The organism is Pseudoruegeria aquimaris, from assembly GCF_900172235.1.
GTDB classification, from domain to species: Bacteria; Pseudomonadota; Alphaproteobacteria; order Rhodobacterales; family Rhodobacteraceae; genus Pseudoruegeria; species Pseudoruegeria aquimaris.
Genome location: NZ_FWFQ01000029.1, coordinates 14,484 through 36,740, shown reverse-complemented (window position 1 = coordinate 36,740; position 22,257 = coordinate 14,484). Strand labels below are relative to the sequence as shown.

Annotated in this window: 18 protein-coding genes; 8 read left to right on the top strand and 10 right to left on the bottom strand. The window is 67.1% G+C overall.

What is annotated here, in order from left to right; genetic code table 11:
• Positions 1-176 precede the first annotated feature (176 nt).
• The 5 genes from PSA7680_RS16080 to PSA7680_RS16060 form a co-directional block, all read right to left on the bottom strand.
• The gene (locus PSA7680_RS16080; RefSeq protein WP_085869705.1) at positions 177-1,487 is read right to left on the bottom strand and encodes a cytochrome-c peroxidase; all 1,311 of its coding nucleotides are present in this window, start codon (positions 1,485-1,487) and stop codon (positions 177-179) included.
• Complete coding sequence (locus PSA7680_RS16075) at positions 1,484-2,500, bottom strand: aldose epimerase family protein (RefSeq protein ID WP_085869704.1); 1,017 nt, start codon at positions 2,498-2,500, stop codon at positions 1,484-1,486. The genes PSA7680_RS16080 and PSA7680_RS16075 overlap by 4 nt, the downstream gene beginning before the upstream one ends.
• 31 nt (positions 2,501-2,531) lie before the next feature.
• Positions 2,532-3,839: a xylose isomerase gene (gene xylA / locus PSA7680_RS16070; protein WP_085869703.1), complete on the bottom strand. Its 1,308-nt coding sequence runs from the start codon at positions 3,837-3,839 to the stop codon at positions 2,532-2,534.
• On the bottom strand, positions 3,836-5,290 hold the full coding sequence (gene xylB / locus PSA7680_RS16065) for a xylulokinase (RefSeq protein WP_085869702.1): 1,455 nt from the start codon (positions 5,288-5,290) through the stop codon (positions 3,836-3,838). The genes xylA and xylB overlap by 4 nt, the downstream gene beginning before the upstream one ends.
• Before the next feature lie 115 nt (positions 5,291-5,405).
• A complete protein-coding gene (locus tag PSA7680_RS16060) occupies positions 5,406-6,734 on the bottom strand; it encodes an MmgE/PrpD family protein (RefSeq protein ID WP_085869701.1) in 1,329 nt (442 codons plus the stop codon).
• A gap of 358 nt (positions 6,735-7,092) precedes the next feature.
• On the opposite strand from PSA7680_RS16060, the gene PSA7680_RS16055 reads away from it, so the two are divergent.
• The 3 genes from PSA7680_RS16055 to PSA7680_RS16045 all read left to right on the top strand — a co-directional run bounded on the left by PSA7680_RS16055 (position 7,093) and on the right by PSA7680_RS16045 (position 11,634).
• The gene (locus PSA7680_RS16055; protein WP_085869707.1) at positions 7,093-9,921 is read left to right on the top strand and encodes a molybdopterin oxidoreductase family protein; all 2,829 of its coding nucleotides are present in this window, start codon (positions 7,093-7,095) and stop codon (positions 9,919-9,921) included.
• A 65-nt stretch (positions 9,922-9,986) separates the two neighbouring features.
• Complete coding sequence (locus PSA7680_RS16050; RefSeq protein WP_085869700.1) at positions 9,987-10,733, top strand: 4Fe-4S dicluster domain-containing protein; 747 nt, start codon at positions 9,987-9,989, stop codon at positions 10,731-10,733.
• Between the two features lies 1 nt (position 10,734).
• Positions 10,735-11,634, top strand: a complete 900-nt coding sequence (locus tag PSA7680_RS16045) for a dimethyl sulfoxide reductase anchor subunit family protein (RefSeq protein WP_085869699.1) — start codon at positions 10,735-10,737, stop codon at positions 11,632-11,634.
• 30 nt (positions 11,635-11,664) lie between these two features.
• Here PSA7680_RS16045 and PSA7680_RS16040 read toward each other — a convergent pair whose 3' ends face one another.
• Genes PSA7680_RS16040 through PSA7680_RS16030 form a run of 3 tightly spaced genes read right to left on the bottom strand, consistent with a single transcriptional unit; the run spans position 11,665 to position 13,699 of the window.
• Positions 11,665-12,456 carry a metal ABC transporter permease gene (locus PSA7680_RS16040; protein ID WP_085869698.1) on the bottom strand — a complete coding sequence of 264 codons (792 nt, stop codon included), beginning with the start codon at positions 12,454-12,456 and terminating at the stop codon, positions 11,665-11,667.
• Positions 12,456-13,220, bottom strand: a complete 765-nt coding sequence (locus PSA7680_RS16035) for an ATP-binding cassette domain-containing protein (protein ID WP_085869697.1) — start codon at positions 13,218-13,220, stop codon at positions 12,456-12,458. The genes PSA7680_RS16040 and PSA7680_RS16035 overlap by 1 nt, the downstream gene beginning before the upstream one ends.
• Positions 13,217-13,699, bottom strand: a complete 483-nt coding sequence (locus PSA7680_RS16030) for a transcriptional repressor (RefSeq protein WP_085869696.1) — start codon at positions 13,697-13,699, stop codon at positions 13,217-13,219. Before PSA7680_RS16030 ends, PSA7680_RS16035 begins: the two co-directional genes overlap by 4 nt.
• Positions 13,700-13,796: 97 nt before the next feature.
• Between PSA7680_RS16030 and PSA7680_RS16025 the strand changes: the two genes are divergently transcribed.
• Positions 13,797-14,903, top strand: a complete 1,107-nt coding sequence (locus tag PSA7680_RS16025; protein WP_085869695.1) for a zinc ABC transporter substrate-binding protein — start codon at positions 13,797-13,799, stop codon at positions 14,901-14,903.
• Between the two features lie 105 nt (positions 14,904-15,008).
• Here the strand turns inward: PSA7680_RS16025 and PSA7680_RS16020 are convergent, their stop codons facing one another.
• Both PSA7680_RS16020 and PSA7680_RS16015 read right to left on the bottom strand, forming a co-directional pair.
• Complete coding sequence (locus PSA7680_RS16020) at positions 15,009-16,073, bottom strand: ABC transporter ATP-binding protein (RefSeq protein WP_085869694.1); 1,065 nt, start codon at positions 16,071-16,073, stop codon at positions 15,009-15,011.
• Between the two features lie 3 nt (positions 16,074-16,076).
• Positions 16,077-16,886, bottom strand: coding sequence for an IclR family transcriptional regulator (locus tag PSA7680_RS16015; RefSeq protein WP_085869693.1), 810 nt, complete (start codon positions 16,884-16,886; stop codon positions 16,077-16,079).
• Between the two features lie 131 nt (positions 16,887-17,017).
• Here PSA7680_RS16015 and PSA7680_RS16010 point away from each other — a divergent pair, with 131 nt between their 5' ends.
• From PSA7680_RS16010 to PSA7680_RS15995, 4 genes are all read left to right on the top strand, one after another.
• Positions 17,018-18,274, top strand: a complete 1,257-nt coding sequence (locus PSA7680_RS16010) for an ABC transporter substrate-binding protein (RefSeq protein ID WP_085869706.1) — start codon at positions 17,018-17,020, stop codon at positions 18,272-18,274.
• Positions 18,275-18,345: 71 nt separating this feature from the next.
• Positions 18,346-19,281, top strand: coding sequence for a carbohydrate ABC transporter permease (locus tag PSA7680_RS16005; protein ID WP_085869692.1), 936 nt, complete (start codon positions 18,346-18,348; stop codon positions 19,279-19,281).
• Position 19,282: 1 nt separating this feature from the next.
• Complete coding sequence (locus PSA7680_RS16000) at positions 19,283-20,131, top strand: carbohydrate ABC transporter permease (RefSeq protein WP_085869691.1); 849 nt, start codon at positions 19,283-19,285, stop codon at positions 20,129-20,131.
• Positions 20,132-22,210, top strand: coding sequence for an alpha-galactosidase (locus PSA7680_RS15995; protein ID WP_085869690.1), 2,079 nt, complete (start codon positions 20,132-20,134; stop codon positions 22,208-22,210). It begins immediately after the preceding gene.
• The last annotated feature ends 47 nt before the right edge of the window (positions 22,211-22,257 follow it).

The window sequence follows — 22,257 nt, the reverse complement described above, 5'->3', positions numbered from 1 at the left end:
ACAGCGGCGAGATCACCGCCCATTCCGCATCGCTCACATCGTGTCTGCCCGTCATGCTCACCTCCGTTTCCGAAAGTGAATCATCACACCGCCAAAAACGGAATCCCGTTTATGAGTTCACGACCTAGACGGCCGGCGCGGCGGCGATGCAAGGGGCGGCGGATGCCCGCCCGCCGCTACCGGGGCACCGGCAGCCCGCTGGGCACGGCCTCGGGCACCCCGAGCCGCCCCTCCAGCCCCTGCGGATCCTCAAGCGTTGCGAGGAAGGCAAGGATCTGCTCAACCTGTGCATCGCTCAGCGATCTCGGCGCCAGATCGTTGGCCTGCGCGATCGCGTCGATCTCCTCGGGCCGCGTCAGCACCCAGTCGTCCACCGCGCCGGGCAGGTCCGGCAGCACCGCCTGCGACAGGTCATAGGCCCTCAGGGCTCCGACCGGATCGAGATGGTGGCGCACCACGCCTTCCAGCGTCGCATAGGCGCCGGTGTGCCCGTAGGGCGCCGTCTTCGTCACGTTGCGCAGGCTGGGCGTGCGGAAGCGGTAGGCGTCCTCTTCGCGGCCGGTCACGCGCATCCGCCCCACGTCGCGGTGGTGATCCTCGAAGCGCGCCGCCTTGCCGGGGCCGAACTGGGGCATGGCGATGGCGTGGAAACCGTGGTCCGTCTGGAAGCGGCCGGCGTGGCACTCCGCGCAGCCGGCTTCGCCGTAGAAGAGTTCCATGCCCGCCACTGCCTCTTCGCTCAGCGTGGCCTCGCCCCTCAGGTAGGCATCGAAGGGCGCGCTGTCGGAGCGCCATTCCACGGCGATGAAATCCGCCACCACGTTGGCGATGTCGGTGAAGCCGATGGGAGCGCCCTTGCCGAGCACCGCATCGAACCGCGCCCGGTATTCGGGGACGGCGGCCACGCGATCCGCGATCTGCGACCACGCCCCGCCCTCATGCGTCAACTGGCCGAGGCGCACGGCCTGCGCGATGGGATTCTCCGAGTAGTGGCCGGCCATCTCGTCGGCCGAGAGCACCGGAAACATCGCCTGCGCCGAGAGCACGCTCTTGAAGCCCCGAACCATCTCGGCACCGAGGGGCGTGCGGATGCCGCCGGGCTTGTCCGGATCGGCTTCGAGGCGGCCATCGTGGAACATGACCTTGAACTGTTCCGCCCCGAGGTTGAACAGCGCCGGCGCATTGCGCGGGATGCGCTGCTCGGGCGGGTTCCGCGGGTCCACCTTCCGGGCCGGGCCCAGCCCGATGCCGCCATCGCCGATGGCGAGGGACACGCCGTCCCCGGTGCCGAATTTCGGATGGTGGCACGTGGCGCAGGCCACTTCGCCGTTGCCGGAGAGGATCGGATCGTAGAACAGCAGCCAGCCCAGCTCCACCGCGGCCGGGTCGCGCGGGGTGAAGACGCCTTCGGGGAAATCCGGCTGCGCGGTTGCGGGAAGGGCGAGGGCGGCACAGGCCGCGGCCAGCAGGCTGCTCAGTGGTTTCATGGGGTTCCGGTGTCCGCGCTCAGGTGCAGATCGAGGCGTTGCAGGTAGGGGGTTTCCGGGGTCGCGATGATCGAGGGGAACTGCGGCTTGTTCACCGAATCCGGGCTGTGCTGCGGCTCAAGGCAGATGCCGCCGAAGGGCGCGTAGTGCCGCCCCTCCAGCCCGCCGGTGACGGGCGCCAGCTTGTTCGCGGTATAGGCTTGGATCGCGGGCTGATCGGTATGCAGCGCAAGGCTGAGCCCGTTGGGCGCGCGCAGCCGTGCCGCCGGCTCGGCCTGGCTGCGCGCCCTGCGCAGCAGGATGTTGCCGTCCATGCCCAGCCGCTGCGGATCGCGCAGGCGCATGATTTCGGGATCGCGGTAATCCATGTGCGGCGGCAGCGGGGCGATGTCCCCGGTGGGGATCAGATCCGCGCCCACGGGCGTCCATTCCGCGCCGTCCAGATACAGCTCGTGATCCCAGATCGGCCCCTCGCCCATCAGGTTGTAATAGGCGTGCTGCGCAAGGCAGATCGGCGTCGGGCGATCCACCATGGCGCGCATCTCGTAGCGCAGCCACCCGCCCGACAGCGCCACGGTGATCTCGAAATCGGCCCGGCCCGGAAAGCCCTCCTCGCCGTGAGGGGAGGTATAGCGGAAGCGCGCGGCATTGGCGCGGCTGTCGAGGTCCACGGCAAAGCTGCGGCTGCTCAGCCCGCCGCCCCCGCCGTGCAGCAGGTTTCGGCCTTCGTTTGCGGGCAGGATGAACTCCTCCCCGTCGAGCGTGAACCGCGCGCCGCCGATACGGTTGGCGACGCGCCCGACGATCACGCCGAGGTAGTTGGGATTGCGCAGGTAGGCGGCCGGATCATCGAAACCCAGCACGACGGGCTGATCCACACCGCCGTGGGCGATGCGCCAATCCTGCAGGGCGACACCGAGCGAGAGCAGGCAGACCTCCTGCGTGCCCTCTTCCAGAACAACCCGTTGCATCTGCCCGCCGCCGGGCAGATCTATCGCCTGAAGCCTGCTCATCGTCGCGTGCCCTGCTGTTGGCGGCCCCGCTTCAGACGAAGCGGTTCCAGAGGTTTTCGAGATATTCCTGCTTGCCCGAACGCGGCTCGGGGTTCACGCCGGAGGTTTCCACGTAGTCGGCCAGCTCTTCAAGCGTGTATCCGCCCGAGAGGATCTTCTGCCCCAGCTCGCCTTTCCAGTCGGCGTAGCGATCCGCGACGAAAGAGTCGTAGGTGCCGTCTTCGATCACGGCGGCGGCGGCCTTCAGGCCACGGGCGCAGACGTCCATCCCGCCGATGTGGGCGATCAGCAGATCCTCGGGATCGAGCGACTGGCGGCGCAGCTTGGCGTCGAAGTTGGTGCCGCCGTTGCCGAAGCCCCCCGCCTTCAGGATGTGGTAGTAGGCCATCGCCACTTCGGGCACGTTGTTGGGGAACTGGTCTGTGTCCCAGCCGGACTGGTAGTCGTTGCGGTTCATGTCGATGGAGCCGAAGATGCCCAGAGCCGCCGCCGTGGCGATCTCGTGTTCGAAGCTGTGGCCCGCGAGAATGGCGTGGCCCTGCTCGATGTTCATCTTCACTTCGTTCTCCAGCCCGTGGCGTTTGAGGAAGCCGTAGACGGTGGCCACGTCGTAATCATACTGGTGCTTGGAGGGCTCCTGCGGCTTGGGCTCCACGAGGATGTCGCCCTTGAAGCCGATCTTGTGCTTGTATTCCACCACCATGTTCAGCATCCGGCCCATCTGCGCGTCTTCCTGCGCCAGATCGGTGTTGAGCAGGGTTTCATAGCCCTCACGCCCGCCCCAGAGCACGTAGTTCTGCCCGCCGAGGCGCATTGTGGCGTCCATGCAGGTCTTGATGGTGGCGGCGGAGAAGGCGAAGACCTCGGGATCCGGGTTGGTGGAGGCGCCGGCCATGAAGCGGCGGTGGGTGAAGAGGTTGGCCGTGCCCCAGAGGAGCTTCATGCCCGTCTCTTCCTGCTTCTTGGCGAAGTAGTCCACGATCTCGTTCAGCGCCTTCGTGTTGTCGGCGAAGTTGCCCATCTCGGGGCGGACATCGGCGTCGTGGAAGCAGTAGAAAGGCGCCTGCAGGGCGGTGAACATCTCGAAGGCCACATCGGCTTTCAACCTGGCCTTGGCCATTTCGTCGCCGAACCACGGGCGCTCGAAGGTCTGGCCGCCGAAGGGATCGCCGCCGGGCCAGGCGAAGCTGTGCCAATAGGCGATGGCGAAGCGCAGGTGATCTTCGAGCCGCTTGCCCATGACCACCTCGTCGGGGTTGTAGTGGCGGAAGGCCAGCGGGTTGGTGCTTTCGGGGCCTTCGTAGGCGATCTTCTCGACGGGGAAAAATCCGGTGCTCATGGGTTCAAAGCCTTCAGTGCAGGGTAAAGCGCGCGATACTGGGCGTAGGCCGTTTCATAGGCCTCGGCCAGATCTGCGCGCGGGTCGATGGTTTCGGCCACCTTGGGCCGGGTCATGATGTCGGCCGGGGTGGCGCCTGTGTGGCCCACCATGGCCAGCCGGGCCGCGCCCAGCGCCGCGCCGAAATCGCCCGCCTCGGGCAGATCGACGGGGATGTGCAGAAGCGTCGCGATCAGTTCCACCCAATAGCGGCTGCGGGAGCCGCCGCCGATGGCCAGCAGGCGCGAAAGATCGGTGCCGGTGCCCTTCAGCGCCTCGTAGTTGTCGCGCAGGGCGAAGCCCACGCCCTCCATCACCGCCTGCGTCAGTGCGGCGTGATCGGTGGCGATCTCAAGCCCGGTGAAGGCGCCGCGGATGCGGCTGTCGTTGTGGGGGGTGCGCTCGCCCGAGAGATAGGGCAGGAAGCGCACCGCGCCGGGGCCGTCGATCCGGCTGCCCAGCAGGCCCGAAAGCTCCGCCGGGCTCTTGCCGAGGTTGCCCGAGAGCCAGTTCATGCAGTCCGTGGCCGCGAGGATCACGCCCATTTGGTACCAGGTATCCGGAATGGCGTGGCAGAAGGTGTGGACGGCACTTGCCGGATCGGGCGCGAAGCTGCCCTTGGCCGCCAGCACCACGCCGGAGGTGCCGAGCGAGACGAAGCCGTCGCCTTCCGCGAAACAGCCCACGCCGCAGGCCGCCACGGCGTTGTCGCCGCCGCCGCCCACCACGACGCAGGGCCCGCTGATGCCCCAATCCGAGGTCAGCGCGGGGCGCAGCATCCCGGCCACCTCGCTGCCCTCCACGAGATCAGGCATCTGGTCCCGCCGCATCCCGGATTTTTCCAGGAGGTCCGCCGACCAGTCCCGCGCGCCGACATCGAGCCAGCTCGTGCCGGCGCAATCCGACATGTCCCCCGCGATCTCGCCGGTGAGCCAGAGCCGCAGGTAATCCTTCGGCAGCAGCACCTTGGCGACCTTGGCAAAGGTCTCGGGCTCATGCTTGGCGAGCCACGCAAGCTTGGGCGCCGTGAAGCCGGGGAAGACGATGTTGCCGGAGGTCTCGCGGAAACCGGGCGTCGCGTCCAGTGCGGCGGCCTCGGCGGCGGAGCGCGTGTCGTTCCACAGGATGCAGGGGCGCAGTACGGCCCCCGCCGCATCCAGAAGCGTGGCGCCGTGCATGTGCCCCGAAAGCCCGATGCCCTTCAGCGCGGAAAGCTCCTTGGGGTGGCGTGCCTTCAGTTCGGCCAGCGCGCCTTCGCAGGCGGCGATCCATTCCGCCGGGTTCTGCTCGCTCCACCCCGAATGCGGGTGGGCAACGGCGCAGGGCCGCTCGGCGGAGCCGATGAGCGCGCCGCTGGCATCCACCAGCAGGGCGCGCAGCCCGGACGTGCCGAGATCCAATCCCAGATACATCTTGTCCTCCCACGAGATCCCTTGCCGAAACCCGCCCCCTCCTCCGGCGCGGCTTTCGGTCGGCTTTTTATTTTAGCCGTTAAAATATATACGGGTGACTCGCGCCGGCTGTCAATCACTCTTCTGGCGCAGCGCGCCGAAGCAGCGCGCCGAGGGAGGTGACATCCGGCGCTTGATGCAACGCGCTCACGGCTTGCTCCACCTCGGCGGCAAGGGCGGCGCCCAGCAGGGCACGGGATTTCTCGCGCAACCGATGGGCCCTGACGTCGAGCGGCACCTCGGCACCAAGGTCATGCCTGGCTTCAAGGGTTTGGCCGTCCGCAAGACGCAGGATCACGTGGGAGGCGCTCTCGCCGATGCCCTCATCCGGGACGACGGACACCCGGTCGCGCAGAGCGGTCAGCTCCGGCCGGGCACAGGCGGCATCGGAGAAGCTGGCCAAAGCGCCGGTCTCGATCCCGGCGAGCGCCATGGCGGCGGTGAGGCGGTAGCTGAACTTGGCCTCGAGCCCGCTGCGCGGCTCAGGGATGTTGCAGACGGTCATCCAGCGCGGATGGGTGCGGATTTCGAGGGTGGCAATGCGATCGCGCGCCTCGGGCAGCGGCAGGCTGCGGATCGCCTCCAGCGCCGCGTGGGTGCCGTGGCAGCAGGCGTGAAACTTGTAGGACGTTCCCTCCAGCACGTAACGCGTGCCGAGCCCGTCCAGCGCGGCTTCGTCGGCCTCCACGTGATGGGTCGCGCCGAAGCCGAGCGGGCCTTCGAGCCCCTCCGGCGCGCTGCTCAGCCCGAGGCCCGCCAGCAGCGCCGCCTCGACGCCGGCGCTGGCGGCCTGCCCGGCATTGTAGGGCTTGCCCATGGTACCGAACTGGTTCTTCAGGCCGGCCGCGCGCGTCGAGGCCAGCCCGATCGCGCGCGCAAGCCCGGCGGCATCCAGCCCCAGCAGCCGCCCCGCGGCCAGCGTGGCCCCGAAACACCCGGCCGTCGCCGTCTGGTGGAAGCCCACCTGATAATGCCCGCGCCCCAGCCAATGGCCGATGCGGCAGCTGGCTTCATAGCCCAGCGCGCAGGCCGCGAGGAAGGCGTCCCCGCGCGCGCCCTGCCGCTCCGCTACCGCCAGCGCGGCGGGAAACACCACGACGCTGGGGTGGCCGATGTGCAGGAAATGCGTGTCGTCGTAATCCAGCGCGTGGCTGGTGGTGCCGTTGAGCAGGGCCGCCGCCCGCGCCGGCAATCGCCGCCCCCGGCCGAAGGCGCTGGCCTCTTCCATGCCGCCCTCGCTCAGCACCAGGTCGGCCACCCGCTCGGCAACGGGTTCTCCGACGCCCGCCCGCCCGACCGACACCCAGTCCAGAAGCGAAAGCGCGACCGTGCGCAGGGCGGTGGACGGGATGCTCTGCACCGGTGTATCGGCGACGAAATCCGCGATGCTGGCCGTGATTGCCATTGGCTGTCCCTCCCGATCTGCCTCGGAGGCAGGAAATCACGCCCGTTTCGAGCTGCCAAGCGGGCATTCGGGCCAAAAAATTGCTGCCCTGCCGAGTGAAGCAATCCCGGCATCGAACGGGGGAAACCGTTTCAACTCTGCATCCGCGGGTGGATCAATTTTCACCGATCTTCCAAACTGGACGGAACATTTGACCGAACTGGAGTCATCGCGATGGATTTTTTCATCGCATTCCCGCCCGGCTTCCGCGTAAAACTGCCCCCAGACGCGCAACCATATGGCCCGGTTCTGCCGCCGGGCCGGCGTGCCGGCACGGGCCGGCATGCATCCGCAGCAGGAGGAGGCCGAACGCAGCCGCATGACACAGCACCAGCCAGCGATCGACCTTTCGCCCAGAACCTCGGACGAGATCCGCAAGACCACCTGCTACATGTGCGCCTGCCGCTGTGGCATCAACGTCCACATGAAGGACGGCAAGGTGGCCTACATCGAAGGCAACCGCGACCACCCGGTGAACCAGGGCGTGCTCTGCGCCAAGGGCTCCTCGGGGATCATGCAGGTCAACGCGCCCTCGCGCCTGCGCGCACCGCTCAAGAGGGTCGGGCCGCGCGGCTCCGGCCAGTTCGAGGAAATCAGCTGGGAAGAGGCGCTGACGCTCGCCACGGACTGGCTCGCGCCGATCCGCGCCGAAGCGCCTGAGAAGCTCGCCTTCTTCACCGGCCGGGATCAATCCCAAAGCTTCACCAGCTTCTGGGCGCAGGCCTTCGGCACGCCGAACTACGCGGCGCATGGCGGCTTCTGCTCGGTGAACATGGCGGCGGGCGGCATCTACACGATGGGCGGGGCCTTCTGGGAGTTCGGCCAGCCCGACTGGGATCATGCCAAGCTGTTCATGCTCTTCGGCGTGGCCGAGGATCACGACAGCAACCCGATCAAGATGGGGCTGGGCAAGCTGAAGGCGCGTGGCGCGAAGGTGATCGGGGTGAACCCGATCCGCTCGGGCTACAACGCCGTGGCCGATGAATGGATCGGAATCACGCCGGGCACGGACGGGCTGTTCATCCTGTCGCTCGTGCATTGCCTGCTGAAGGCCGGCAAGATCGATCTGGAATACCTCACCTGGTACACCGATGCGCCCTGCCTCGTGAACTGCGATGAAAGCTCCGACGAATACGGCCTGATCCTGCGCGACGAAGAGGGCCGCGCGCTCGTCTGGGATCGCATCGAGCGCCGCCCGCGCTGCTACGACAAGCCCGATGTCTGCCCGGATCTGGGCGGCACATGGGTGAACGAGGGCATCGAGCACAGATCCGTCTTCCAGTTCATGGTGGAGCGCTACCTGAGCGAGGACTACGCGCCGGAGGCCGTGGCCGAGCGCTGCGGGATCCCGGCAGGCAAGATCCGTGCCATCGCCAACGAGCTCGCCCGCGTGGCCTTCGAGGAAGCCTTCGAGATCCAGCAGGAGTGGACGGATTTCCGCGGCAAGAAACACAAGGTGATGAAGGGCCGCCCCGTGGCCATGCACGCGATGCGCGGGATTTCCGCCCATGCCAACGGCTTCCAGACCTGCCGCGCGCTGCACACGCTCCAGATCCTGCTGGGCACCGTGGAAGTGCCCGGCGGCTTCCGCTTCAAACCGCCCTACCCCAAGCCCGTCGAGGCGCATCCCACCCCCCATTGCAAGAGCCAGCCGGGCCACCCGCTCGACGGGCCCCACCTCGGCTTCGTGCGGGGGCCGGAGCATCTGGCATTGAAGGAAGACGGCACGCCCGCGCGCATCGACAAGGCGTTTTCCTGGGAAAACCCGATGAGTGCCCACGGGCTGATGCACATGGTCATCAGCAACGCCCATGCGGGCGATCCCTACAAGATCGACACCCTGTTCATGTACATGGCGAACATGAGCTGGAACTCCTCCATGAACACCAAGGGTGTGATGGAGATGCTGACCGACAAGGGCGAGGACGGCGAATACCTGATCCCGCGGATCATCTATTCCGACGCCTATTCTTCCGAGATGGTCGCCTATGCCGATCTCGTGCTGCCCGACACCACCTACCTGGAGCGCCACGACTGCATCAGCCTGCTGGACCGCCCCATCTGCGAGGCCGACGGCGCGGCGGATGCGATCCGCTGGCCGGTGGTGGAGCCGGACCGCGACGTGCGCGGCTTCCAGTCCGTGCTCTGCGACCTGGGCGCGCGCCTGGGGCTGCCGGGCTTCGTGAACGAGGATGGCAGCCAGAAATACGCCGACTACGGCGACTACATCACCAACCACATCCGCCGCCCCGGCATCGGTCCGCTCTTCGGCTGGCGCAAGGGCGAGGATGGCAGCGAGCAGCCCGGTCGCGGCGCGCCGAACCCGGAGCAGCTTCAGCGCTACATCGACAACGGCGGCTTCCACCTGCAGCACGTCCCGGACGCGGCCCGCTACTACAAGCCGTGGAACATGGACTACCAGGACTGGGCGGTGAAGATGGGCTTCTACGATGTGCCCCATCCCTACCTGTTCACGCTCTACTGCGAGCCGATGCGCAAGTTCCAGCTGGCCGCGGAGGGCCACGGCGAGCGCCAGCCGCCCGAGCACCTGCGCGCGCGCATCAAGGCGACGATGGATCCGCTGCCGATCTGGTGGGACACGGTGGAAGAGAACCGCGGCGCCGAGTTCCCGGTGCATGCGCTCACCCAACGCCCGATGGCGATGTATCACAGCTGGGGCAGCCAGAACGCCTGGCTGCGGCAGATCCACGGCCGGAACCCGCTCTACGTGCCCACGAAGATCTGGGAGGAGAACGGTTTTGCGGAAGGAGACTGGGCGCGAGTGACCTCGCCCCACGGCGAGATCGTCGTTCCGGTGGCCCACATGGCCGCGCTGAACGAAAACACCGTCTGGACGTGGAACGCCATCGGCAAGCGCAAGGGCGCCTGGGCGCTGGAAGAGGATGCGCCGGAGGCGACAAAGGGCTTCCTGCTCAACCACCTGATCCACGAGTTGCTGCCGGAGAAGGGCGACGGGCTGCGCTGGTCCAATTCGGACCCGATCACCGGGCAGGCGGCGTGGTTCGACCTGCGCGTGCGCATCGAGAAGGCCCCCGCCCCTGACCCGGCCGAGAGCCAGCCCGCCTTCGGGCCCATCGCCTCGCCGGTGGGGCACGGGCCCAAGGTCAACCGTCAGAAGGTGGGGTGAGCGATGCGCGATGAGTTTCATGCCTCCGGCGGGGATATTTTCGGAACAAAGTGGGGCCCCAAGCGATGACCGCACTGCCTGACAGCACCGATAAGAAGCTCGGGCTCGTGATCGACCTGGACACCTGCGTGGGGTGTCATGCCTGCGTGACGGCCTGCAAGGGGTGGAACACGCAGAACTACGGCGCACCGCTCGCGGACATGGACGCCTACGGCGCGGAGCCCGTGGGTTCGTTCCTGAACCGGGTGCATGCCTTCGAGGTGCAGCCCGAGGCGGGGGCGGCGCAGACGATCCATTTCCCGAAGTCCTGTCTGCACTGTGACGATGCGCCCTGCGTGACCGTCTGCCCGACCGGGGCGAGCTACAAGCGCGTGGAAGACGGCATCGTGCTGGTGAACGAGGACGCCTGCATGGGCTGCGGGCTCTGCGCCTGGGCCTGCCCCTACGGCGCGCGGGAACTGGACCAGGACGCGGGCGTGATGAAGAAATGCACCCTCTGCGTGGACCGGATCTACAACGAGACCCTGCCCGAGGAGGATCGGGTGCCGGCCTGCGTGCGCACCTGCCCCGCCGGCGCGCGCCATTTCGGCGATTTCGCGGACCCGGAGAGCAATGTCTCGAAGCTGACGGCGGAGCGGGGCGGCATGGCGTTGATGCCCGAGCAGGGCACGCAGCCGGTGAACCGCTACCTGCCGCCGCGCCCGAAGGACACGATGGAGGAGGTGGACGTGTTGGCACCGCTGCTCAAACCCGTCGCCGAGGAGCCCAAGGGCTTCCTTGGCTGGCTCGACAAAGCCCTGGAGAAGCTCTGACATGCATCCCGCTCCTTCCGTCATTCTTTTCACGACGCTCTCGGGCCTGGGCTTCGGCCTGCTGTTCTATCTCGGCCTCGGCATTCCGGACGTGTCGGGGTTCGTGGCTTTCGTCTTCTTCTTCATCGGCTACGCGCTGGCCTGCGGGGGCCTGGTGGCCTCCACCTTCCACCTCGCCAATCCGAAGAACGCAGTGAAGGCGTTTTCGCAGTGGCGCACGAGCTGGCTGAGCCGCGAGGCCTGGCTGGCGGTTTCGGCGCTGGTGGTGACGGGGCTCTACGCGGCCTGCCTGATCTTTCTCGGCCTGCACCTGCCCCTGCTCGGGGCCTTGGGGGCGCTTCTTTGCATTGCGACGGTGTTCTCCACCTCGATGATCTACACCCAGCTTGCGAGCATTCCGCGCTGGAACCATTGGTCCACGCCGCTGCTGTTCCTGCTGCTGGCGCTCGGCGGCGGCGCGCTTCTGGCCGGGCAGGCGACGCTTGCCGGGATTCTGCTGCTTGCCGTGGGCGCGCTCCAGGCGTGGATCTGGCACGACGGCGACAAACGCTTCGCAAGGGCGGGCTCCACCATGGGCACGGCCACGGGGCTGGGCACGATCGGCGACGTGCGCCTGTTCGAGCCGCCGCACACGGGCACCAACTACCTGCTGGACGAGATGGTATACGTCGTGGGCCGCAAGCATGCGGTGAAGCTGCGCCGGATCGCGCTGCTGTGCATGAGCCTGCTGCCTGCCGCGATCCTGCTGCTGCTGCCCGTCGGCCACCTGCTGGCGCTCGTGGCCGTCATTCTGCACGTCGGCGGGGTGATGGCGGCGCGCTGGCTCTTCTTCGCCGAGGCCGAGCATGTCGTCGGCCTCTACTACGGCAAGCGGGGCGGCCCGGCGGGCGCGCAGGCCTGACGGGCGCGAGAGCCTTCCCGGGGCGGGCGCCTAGCGCGAGCGGGGGCGGCCCAGCGCCAGCGACACCGCGTAGATCGCGCCGGCAGCTACGACGATGCTGGGGCCGGCGGGCGTGTCGGCGGTGAGTGAAAGCTGCAACCCGGCAAGGCTCGCGAGCATTCCGAGGCCGATGGCGATCACCGCCATGGTCTCCGGCGTGCGGGCGAGGTTGCGGGCCGAGGCCGCGGGGATCAGCAGCAGGGCGGTGATCAGCAGCGCGCCCACGACCTTCAGCGCCACGGCCACCACCACCGCCAGGGCCAGGGTGAGCACGAGCTGTTCGCGGCGGGCGTCGATCCCGCTGGCCTGCGCCAGCTCGGTGTTGAGCGTGGCCGTCAGCAACGCCTGCCAGCGCCACGCCAGCAGCGCCAGCACCAGCGCCGCGCCGCCCCAGATCACCGCGAGATCCTGTTTCGACACCGCGAGGATGTCGCCGAACAGGAAGGCCGAGAGATCGACGCGCACCCCGCTGAGAAAGCTCATCGCCACGAGGCCGAGCGCCAGCGCGGTATGGCTCATCACGCCGAGGGCCGTTTCGATGGCATGGCCACGCGCATAGAGCGAGGAGACCGCGAATGCCATGGCCAGGGCGGTGATCAGCGTGCCCACGTAGATCGAGACCGAGAAGCCGAAGGAGAGGGCGACGCCCAGCACGGCGGCATGGGCGGTGGCGTCGCCGAAGTAGGCCATGCGGCGCCAGACGACGAAGGAGCCCAGCGGGCCGGCAGCCAGCGCCACGCCGATCCCGGCCAGCACCGCGCGCAACAGGAAATCGTCTAGCATCAGGCGGCCCCGTGATGAGGGTGGTGGTGATCGTGGCCATCGCCCGCACCGAGGTGATCGTGCTCGTGATCATGGGCGTGCTGGTAGAGCGCCAGTGCGCCGCCGGTGCCCAGCCCGAAGAGCGCGCGGTATTCCGGCATCTCGGAGACGACCGTCGGCGCGCCCTCGCAGCAGATATGGCCATTGAGGCAGACCACCCGGTCCGTGGCGCGCATCACCACGTGCAGATCGTGGCTGACCATGAGCACCGCGCAGCCCATCTCCGAACGGATCGCCTCGATCAGCCGGTAGAAGGCGGCGACGCCGGGCTGGTCCAGCCCCTGCGTGGCTTCGTCGAGGATCAGGATCTCGGGCTTCATCAGCAGGGCACGCGCCAGCAGCACGCGCTGGAACTGCCCGCCTGACAGGGCCGACATCTGCCGCTCCTGAAGCCCCGGCACCCCCACGCGTTCGAGCATCGCGGCGATCTCCGCGGCGCTGTGGCGGCGCGGCAGGCAGAGGAAACGGCGCACCGTCAGCGGCAGGTTCGCATCGAGGCTCAGCTTCTGCGGCACGTAGCCGATGCGCAGCCCCGGCTTGCGGTGGATGCTGCCGCCCGAGGGGGCCACCACGCCGAGAAGCGCGCGGATCAGGGTGGATTTGCCGGAGCCGTTGGGCCCGATCACGGTGACGATCTCGCCCGGTTCGATGCTGAGATCCACGGCGGCGAGCGCGGGTGTATCGGTGTAGGCCACCGACATGTTGCGTGCTTCGATCAGGCTCATGCCACCGCCTCCGCGCAGGCCGGGCAGGTGCCGACGGCCTCGATGTTGCTCTGGGTGATGGCGAAGCCAAGGGGCTGCGCCGCCTGCGACATCGCCTTAAGCACGCCCTGCGCCGGGGCTTCGGCCACGGATTTGCATTCGGAGCAGATCAGGAAGACGGGGCTGTGATCCTCGCCCGGATGCGCGCAGGCGGTGTAGGCGTTCAGCCGCTGGATGCGATGCGCGAGCCCGTTCTCCACCAGGAACTCAAGCGCCCGGTAGGCCACGGGCGGCTGGCTGCCGAAACCGTCTTCCGCCAGCCTCTCCAACACCTCGTAGGCCCCGAGGGCGCGATGGCGCTCCAGCAGGATTTCAAGCGTGCGGCGGCGCACCGGTGTCAGGCGCAGCTTGCGGGCGCGGGCAATCTCCTCGGCGTGTGCCAACCCCTCGTCCCGGCAGGCGGCATGATCGTGTTCGTGGAAAGCGGTCGGCTCCGGCATGGCCCATCCCCCGGCAAATTTCGAGTTGTAATGTTATTACATCACTAGTAGAGAGCCTTTCTCTAACGCTTCCCATCCGACGAGACAAGGACAACCGATGAAACGCCTGATTCTTGCGGCGGCCGCGGCCGCCGGTCTTGGCCACAGCGCATGTGCAGATGTTCCCCAGGTCGTGACGGATATCGCCCCCGTGCATTCCCTCGTGGCGCAGGTGATGGGCGAGATCGGCACGCCGCAGCTGCTGATCGACGGCGCGGCGGACCCGCACAGCTTCCAGCTCAAACCCTCGCAGGCACGCGGGCTTGCCAATGCGGATCTGTTCATCTGGGTCGGGCCCGAGCTGACCCCCTCGCTCGAACGGGCGGTGGAGGGCACCGGCGTGAAGGGCGAGGCGCTGGCGCTGCTCGGGCACGTTCACGATGGCGACGCGCCCCACCATGACGAACACCACGAGGAAGACGACCATCACGAAGGCCACCACGGCGAAGACGATCATCACGGCGAAGCGCACGACGAGGAGGCTCACGACGACCACCACGAAGGCACCGCGCATGATGATCACGCGGGCGCGGATCATGGCGAAGACGCACACGAAAGCCACGATCACGACAACCACGATGAGGGCGGGCACGATGAGGGTGGCCACGATCACGGTGGGCTCAATCACGGGGGCCACGATCACGGCGGGGTGGATCCCCACGCCTGGCTGGACCCGATGATCGCCCGCGACTGGCTGGAAGAGATCGCGCTGCACCTCGGCGAGCTGGACCCGGCCAATGCCGCCGCCTATGCGGCCAACGCCCTCGCGGCCCAAAGCCGGATCGATGCGATGATGGTCGAGATCGAAGCGCTGCTGAAGGATCGCGACCCCGGCCCCGTGCTGGTGCTGCACGATGCCTATGGCCATTTCACCGAACGGTTCGGCATCGAGGTCCTGGGATCGCTGAAAGCGGGCGATCACGCCGCGCCGAGCGCAGCGCAGATCAAGGCCCTGCGGGATCAGGTGGCGGCACGGCCCGTGGCCTGCATCTTCGGCGAACCCCAGCAGGACGACCGCCTGATCCGGGCCGTAACGGAAGGAAGCGACATCGCGATCGGGATGCTCGACCCGACCGGGGCCACCCTGCAGCCCGGCCCCAACCTCTACGAGGCGCTGATCCTTTCGATGGCCACGAGTTTCGCCACATGCGGGGCCGGGCGGTAGGCGCCCGCGCGAAAGAAAACCCCCCGGCAGATTGGCCCATGCCGCCGGGGGGCTTCTCGCATCGCTGACAGGCACGGCGGCTTGCAGGGCGCCGCGCCCGGAAGATCAGCGGATGCGTTTCTCGGTTTCGGCGTCGAAGAAGAACAGGTTCGCCGGATCGAAGGAGAGGCCGACCTTGCCGCCGCGCGGCATCGGATCGTCTTCGCGGGCTTCCACCACGAGCCGGTCGCCGTTGGCGGCATTCGCGTAGACGTAGGAGACCCCGCCGAGGGATTCGGTGATGTCCACGGTGTGGCTGTCGCCCTCCGGATCCACCCGGATGTGCTGCGGGCGCAGGCCCACGATCACCTTCGAACCGGCGGCCGGAAGCGCCACGCTGGCCGGGGCGACGGCATCGCCGAGGCCCGGCATCCGCACGGTGCCGCCCTCTTCCACCACGCCTTCCACGAAGTTCATCGCCGGGGAGCCGATGAAACCGGCCACGAACTTGTTGTCGGGATCCCGGTAGAGATCCATCGGCGCGCCGACCTGCTCGATGTTGCCGAGCCGCAGCACCACGATCTTGTCGGCGAGCGTCATCGCCTCGACCTGATCGTGGGTCACGTAGATCATCGTGGCGCCGATCTCCTTGTGCAGCCGCGCGATTTCCACCCGCATCTCCACGCGCAGCTCCGCGTCGAGGTTGGAAAGCGGCTCGTCGAACAGGAACACCTCCGGCCCGCGCACGATGGCCCGTCCGATGGCGACTCGCTGGCGCTGCCCGCCCGAAAGCGCCTTGGGCTTGCGCTTGAGGTAGTCGTCGAGCTTCAGGATGCGGCTGGCCTCGCCCACCTTCTGCTTGATCTCGGCCTTCGGAACCCCGTTCATCTTGAGCCCGAAGCCCATGTTCTCCTCCACGGTCATGTGGGGGTAGAGCGCGTAGGTCTGGAACACCATGGCCACCCCGCGTTCGGCCGGGTCCACGTGGGTCACGTCGCGCCCGCCGATGGAGATCTGGCCCTCGCTGGTTTCCTCCAGCCCGGCCACCATGCGCAGCAGGGTGGACTTGCCGCAGCCCGAGGGGCCGACGAACACGCAGAACTCGCCGTCCTCGATCTCCAGGTCCACCCCGTGGATGACCTGCACGTCGCCGTAGCGCTTGATCACGTTGCTCAGTTTCAAACCTGACATGAATTACGTTCCTGTTCTGGTGGTCTGGGCGGCGGCATCGGGGAAGCGCCAACTTTCGGCCTCCCCGGCGATGCGCCGTGCGGTCTCGGCGATCACCGGCGCGAGCGCGGCGAGATCGTCCAATGTCTTTCGGGTGTTGGTGGTGGTGACCGACAGCGCGCCGAGCACACGCTTGCTCTCGCTGAGGATCGGCAAAGCCACGCAGATGATCCCGGGCTCGTGCTCCTCGCGGTCGAAGGCGTAGCCGCGGGCGCGGATGTTGGCGAGCTCCGCGCGCAGTTCCTCTTCGGAGGTCAGCGTGCTGGGGGTGAAGCGGTGGTAGCTCTGCTGGCTCAGGATCGGGGCCAGCTCTGCCTCCGGCAGATAGGCCAGCATCGCCTTGCCCACCCCGGTGCAATAGGCCGGGCCGACCTTGCCGGCCTGCGAGAACATCTGCACCGGCTCGCGCGCGTTGCGCTTGTCCACGTAGAGAACCTGCGCGTGATCGAGCTGCGCGAGGTGGACCGTATCCCCCACTTCGAGGCTGAGCGCATCGATGAAGGGGCGCGCGATCGGGGCGAGCGAGCTTTGCGTCCAGGCCGCGTGGGCCAGCCGCACGAGGCGCACGCCGGGCGCGTAGGTCTGGCGCTCGGCATCGAAGCCGAGCATGCGCTGGTTGGTCAGCGTCTGGATGAGTCGGTAGGTCGTCGCCTTCGGGTAGGGGCTCTTGTCGAGGATCTCGGAGAACCGCACGGGCCTGCCAAAAGACGCAACGAGGTCAAGCACTTCCAGTGCCTTTCCCACCGTCCCGTCGCCTCCTGCAACTGCCGTCATATCCGTCTCCTCCTCCTGCCGGGCGCTCAATTCGTGATCACCCGACACTTGACAAGCATAGTCGAGTCGCGATTAAGTTTTCAATATGCGAAATTAAGTTTCACATAATGGAACCACCGCGGGAGGACAACATGGTTTCCAAAATGAAGATGACGCTCGCCGCTCTGGCGAGCTCCGTTGCACTTGTCGGTCCGGCATTCGCCGATCTGTCGGGTGATCTGAAAATCTTCCTCGACACTTCCAACCCGGCGCCGCGCGCCACGATGGAAGCAATGATCGCCCGCTTCCAGGAGAAGCACCCCGATCTGAACATCGAAACGACGGTGATCGACCGCGAGGCCTACAAGACCCAGATCCGCAACTTCCTGACGGCGGACACGCCGGACGTTGCTACCTGGTATGCCGCCAACCGGATGCGCCCCTACGTGGAAGCCGGCCTCTTCGAGGACGTTTCCGATCTCTGGGCCGAGCCGGAAATCGCCGAGAACCTCGCCTCCACCAAGGGCGCTCTCACGATCGACGGCAAGCAGTGGGGCGTGCCCTATACCTACTACCAGTGGGGCGTGTACTACCGCAAAGACATCTACGAAGAGCTGGGCCTGACCGAGCCGACCAACTGGGAAGAGTTCAAGGCGAACTGCCAGAAGATCGTGGATTCCGGCCGCGCCTGCTTCACCATCGGCACCAAGTTCCTTTGGACGGCCGGTGGCTGGTTCGACTACCTGAACATGCGCACCAACGGCTTCGACTTCCACATGGATCTGGCCGCCGGCAAGGTCTCCTGGGAAGACGAGCGCGTGAAGCAGACCTTCATGAACTGGAAAGAGCTCATCGACATGGGCGCCTTCATCGACAACCACCAGACCTACAGCTGGCAGGAAGCCCTGCCGTTCATGGTCAACGGTGAGGCCGCCGGCTACCTGATGGGCAACTTCGCCGTGGCACCGCTGCGCGAGGCCGGCCTGACGGACGATCAGCTGGACTTCTACCAGTTCCCGGTGATCAACCCCGACGTGCCGCTCTCCGAGGATGCCCCCACGGATACGTTCCACATCCCGGCCAACGCCTCCAACAAGGAAGCCGCGCGCGAGTTCCTGCGCTTCGTGGTCTCCGCGGAAGAGCAGACCGAGATCAACAGCGGCAAGAACCTCGGCCAGCTGCCGGTGAACGCGAAATCCGCCGTGGATGACGACAAGTTCCTGAAAGAAGGCTTCGCGATGCTGTCGTCCAACTCGCCGGGTGGCGTGGCCCAGTTCTGGGATCGTGACGCACCGGCCGAGATGGCCAAGGTCTCCATGGAAGGTTTCCAGGAGTTCATGGTCAAGCCCGAGAACCTGGACAAGATCCTGGCCAAGCTCGAGCGTGCCCGCGGCCGCATCTACCAGTAAGGGCTGACACCCTTTCCTGATCGGCCCGCCCTCGCGCGGGCCGATCTTTCCCAGCATTCAGGATTTCTGTCATGGCCGATACCGCCGCTCTTCAGACATCCGTAGACACCCGCAGTTGGTTCCATCGCAATCAGCAGAGGATCGCCCCCTGGCTCTTCCTTGCGCCGGGCATCCTGTTCTTCCTCGTCTACGTGATCTTCCCGGTGTTCCAGTCGTTCAACCTCTCGCTCTACGAGTGGGACGGCCTCGGCACGAAAGAATACGTGGGCCTGCGCAACTACGAAGATCTCTACTGGGAGTTCGTGGACCGCGACGCTTTCTACGTATCGCTCAAGAACAACCTGATCTGGCTGCTGCTCTACCTGCTGGCGATCCCGGCCGGGTTGATGATCGCGCTGTTCCTGAACCAGACCGTCACCGGCATCCGGCTCTACAAATCGCTGTTCTTCTTTCCCTTCGTGATTTCGCAGGTCGTCGTCGGCCTCGTCTTCTCGTGGCTCTACGATCCCACCTTCGGCCTGCTGAACGTGATGCTCGGCTGGGTCGGGCTCGGTCCGATCAACGTGCTGGGCAACGAGAACCTCGTGACCTACGGCATCATCGCCGCCGGCCTCTGGCCGCAGACGGCCTACTGCATGATCCTCTATCTCACCGGCCTCAACGCAGTGGACCCGGAGCAGATCGAAGCCGGGCGGCTGGACGGCGCCAAGGGCATGCGGATGCTCTGGCACGTGGTGCTGCCGCAGCTGAAGCCGGCCACCTTCATCGCCTTCGTCGTCACCATCATCGGCGCGCTGCGCTCCTTCGACCTCATCTCCATCATGACGCAGGGCGGCCCCTTCGGCTCCTCGCGGGTGCTGGCCTACTACATGTTCGAGGTCGCGCTGTCGGAATACGGCTTCCGCATGGGCTACGGCGCCGCCATCGCCGTGGTGCTCTTCCTGATCATGCTCTGCTTTATCGCCTACTTCCTGTGGTCGATGTACCAAGAAGAAAAGGGGCGCTGAGATGTTCCCGACTCCGATCGAAAAACAAAGCCGCGCCGCGCAGCTCACCTACCAGTCGCTGCTGCCCATCGCGCTCTTGATGTGGCTGGCGCCGCTCCTGGCGGTGGCGCTCTTCTCCATCAAGCCCGACGCCGATTTCACCAACGCCAACTACTGGGGGCTGCCCTCCTCCTTCGAAGGGCTCACCAACTACGGCAAGGTGTTCTTCGAAAGCGACATGCCGCGCTACCTGCTGAACTCGGTGCTGATCACCGTGCCCACGGTGATCGGGGCGGTGGCGCTCTCCACCATGACCGGCTTCGCGCTCGGGGTGTACAAGTTCCGCGCCAACCTGTGGATCTTCTTCATGTTCGTGGCCGGGAACTTCGTGCCCTTCCAGATCCTGATGGTGCCGGTGCGCGACCTGACGCTTGAGCTCGGCCTCTACAACACCAAGACGGGCCTCGTGCTCTTCCACATCGCCTTCCAGACGGGCTTCTGCACGCTCTTCATGCGCAACTTCATCCGCGCCCTGCCCTTCGAGCTGATCGAAGCGGCGCGCGTGGAGGGCGTGAGCGAGTGGCGCATCTTCTGGTATGTCGTGCTGCCGCTGATGAAACCGGCGCTCGCGGCGCTGGCGGTGCTGATCTTCACCTTCATCTGGAACGATTACTTCTGGGCGGTCGTGCTCACCCAGGGCAGCGAAAGCCAGCCGGTCACCGCCGGGATCACCTCGTTCAACGCGCAGTATCGTGCCGCCTACCACCTGATGAGCGCGGGCTCCATCGTGGCCGCGCTGCCGCCGGTCGCGATGTTCTTCCTGATGCAGAAGCACTTCATCGCCGGCCTTACTCTCGGAGCCGTCAAGTAAATGCAGACATGGCGTCTTGATGACGGGCGGCAGAGCATCGCCTTTGCCGCCGACACCGGGCTTCCCGAGGTCTTCTACTGGGGCGCTGCCCTGCCGGAAGGCGAAGATCTCGCGGCTCTCTACGCGGCCAGCCGCTCGGACGTGACGGGCGGGATGCTGGACGACAACCCGCCGCTCACGATCTGCCCGGAGGCCAGCCAGACCTTCCCCGGCCAGCCGGGGCTGCGCCTGCGCGATGCCAAGGGCAACGCGCTCACGCCGCGCCTTGCCTTGCGCGATGTGGTCAAGGGCGGGCAGAGCCTCTCCTTCGATCTGGCCGACGACGCGCTCGGCCTGCGCTACTCGGCGGCCTTCAGCCTTGATGCGGAAACGAAGATGCTCACCGCCCAGGCGAGCCTTGAGAGCGAGGCCCCGGTGATCGTCGAATGGTTCGCCGCGCCGGTGCTGCCCGCGCCGCAACAGGCCGGTGAGATCATCGATTTCTCCGGCAGCTGGATCGGCGAGTTCCGTGAAAACAGCACGCCCTGGGCACCCGGCCTGCGGGTGCGCGAAAGCGTCGTGGGCCGCACCGATCACGCCCATTTCCCGGCGGTGATCCTGCCTGAGACCGGCGCAACCAACACCCAAGGCGCGGCCTACGCGCTGCACCTCGGCTGGTCAGGCGGGCACCGGATGATCGCCGAGGAACTGCCCGACGGGCGCCGCCAGATCCAGTTCGGCACCGCTTCCGGAAGCCACCGGGGCCCAGTGAAGGCGCTGGCCACGCCGAAGCTCTACGCCACCTGGTCCGGAGAGGGAATGAACGGCTGCGCCACCGCCTTCCAGCACCACCTGCGCGACCGCGTGATCACCTGGCCCAAGCCCGGCGCGCCGCGCCCGGTGCACTACAATTGCTGGGAAGCCATCTATTTCGACCACGATCTCGCCACCCTCACCGAGATCGCCGACATCGCCGCCGATCTGGGCGCGGAGCGCTTCGTGCTGGACGACGGCTGGTTCGGCAAGCGCGACGACGACACCACGAGCCTCGGCGACTGGCAGATCGACCCGCGCAAATGGCCAGACGGGCTGACCCCGCTGATCGATCACGTCCACGGGCTGGGCATGAGCTTCGGCCTCTGGTTCGAGCCCGAGATGGTCAACGAGGAGAGCGAGCTCTACCGCGCCCACCCCGAGTGGCTGCTGGGCGCGCCCGATCAGCTGCGCGGCCGCCAGCAGCTGGTGCTCAACATGGCCCTGCCCGAGGTCCGCGATCACCTCTACGGCTGCATCGCCGCCGTGCTGCAGAGCCATGCGATCGACTACATCAAGTGGGATCACAACCGGGTGCTTCCGGTCTCCGACGCCGCACAGGCCGAAGGGTTCTACGATCTTCTCGCCCGGCTGCGCGCCGCCTTCCCCGAGACCGAGATCGAAAGCTGCTCCTCGGGCGGCGGGCGCATCGATTTCGGGGTGATGGAGCATTGCCAACGGGTCTGGCTGTCGGATTCCAACGACGCGCTGGAGCGCCAGCGCATCCAGCATCCCGCCGCGCGTTTCCTGCCCTCGGCCGTGACGGGCTCCCACGTCGGGCCGCGCCATTGCCACACCTCGGGCCGCGTGCTCTCCATGCCCCTGCGCGCCTGGACGGCCGCGCAGCGCCACATGGGCTTCGAGATGGATCCGCGCGAACTGACGGAAGAGGAGGCCGCCACCCTGAAGGCGGCCACCGCGTGGTACAAGGCCAACCGGGATTGGATGATGGCCGGGAGCATCCTGCGGCTGGACGCGACGGACCCGGCGATCACCGCCGAGCAGCAGATCGCGGCCGATGGCAGCCGCTTCGCCCTCTTTGCCGCCCACACCGAGGCCTCCACGCAGATCCTGCCGCGCCCGCTGCGGCTGACCGGCCTCGATCCGCAGGCCCGCTACGAGCTGCGCCTGGCCACGGCCGCGGACGTGCCGCGGCTCTCCCGCACCGCCAACGCGCTGAAGGACGGCCCCGTCACGCTGACGGGGGCCGCGCTGATGCAGCAGGGCCTGCGCCTGCCTTGGTCCTTCCCCGGCACGATCCATGTGGTAGAAGGGCGCCGCCTATGACCCGCACCATCCCCGCAGACACCCCCGCCGGGCCTGCTGCCCGCCGC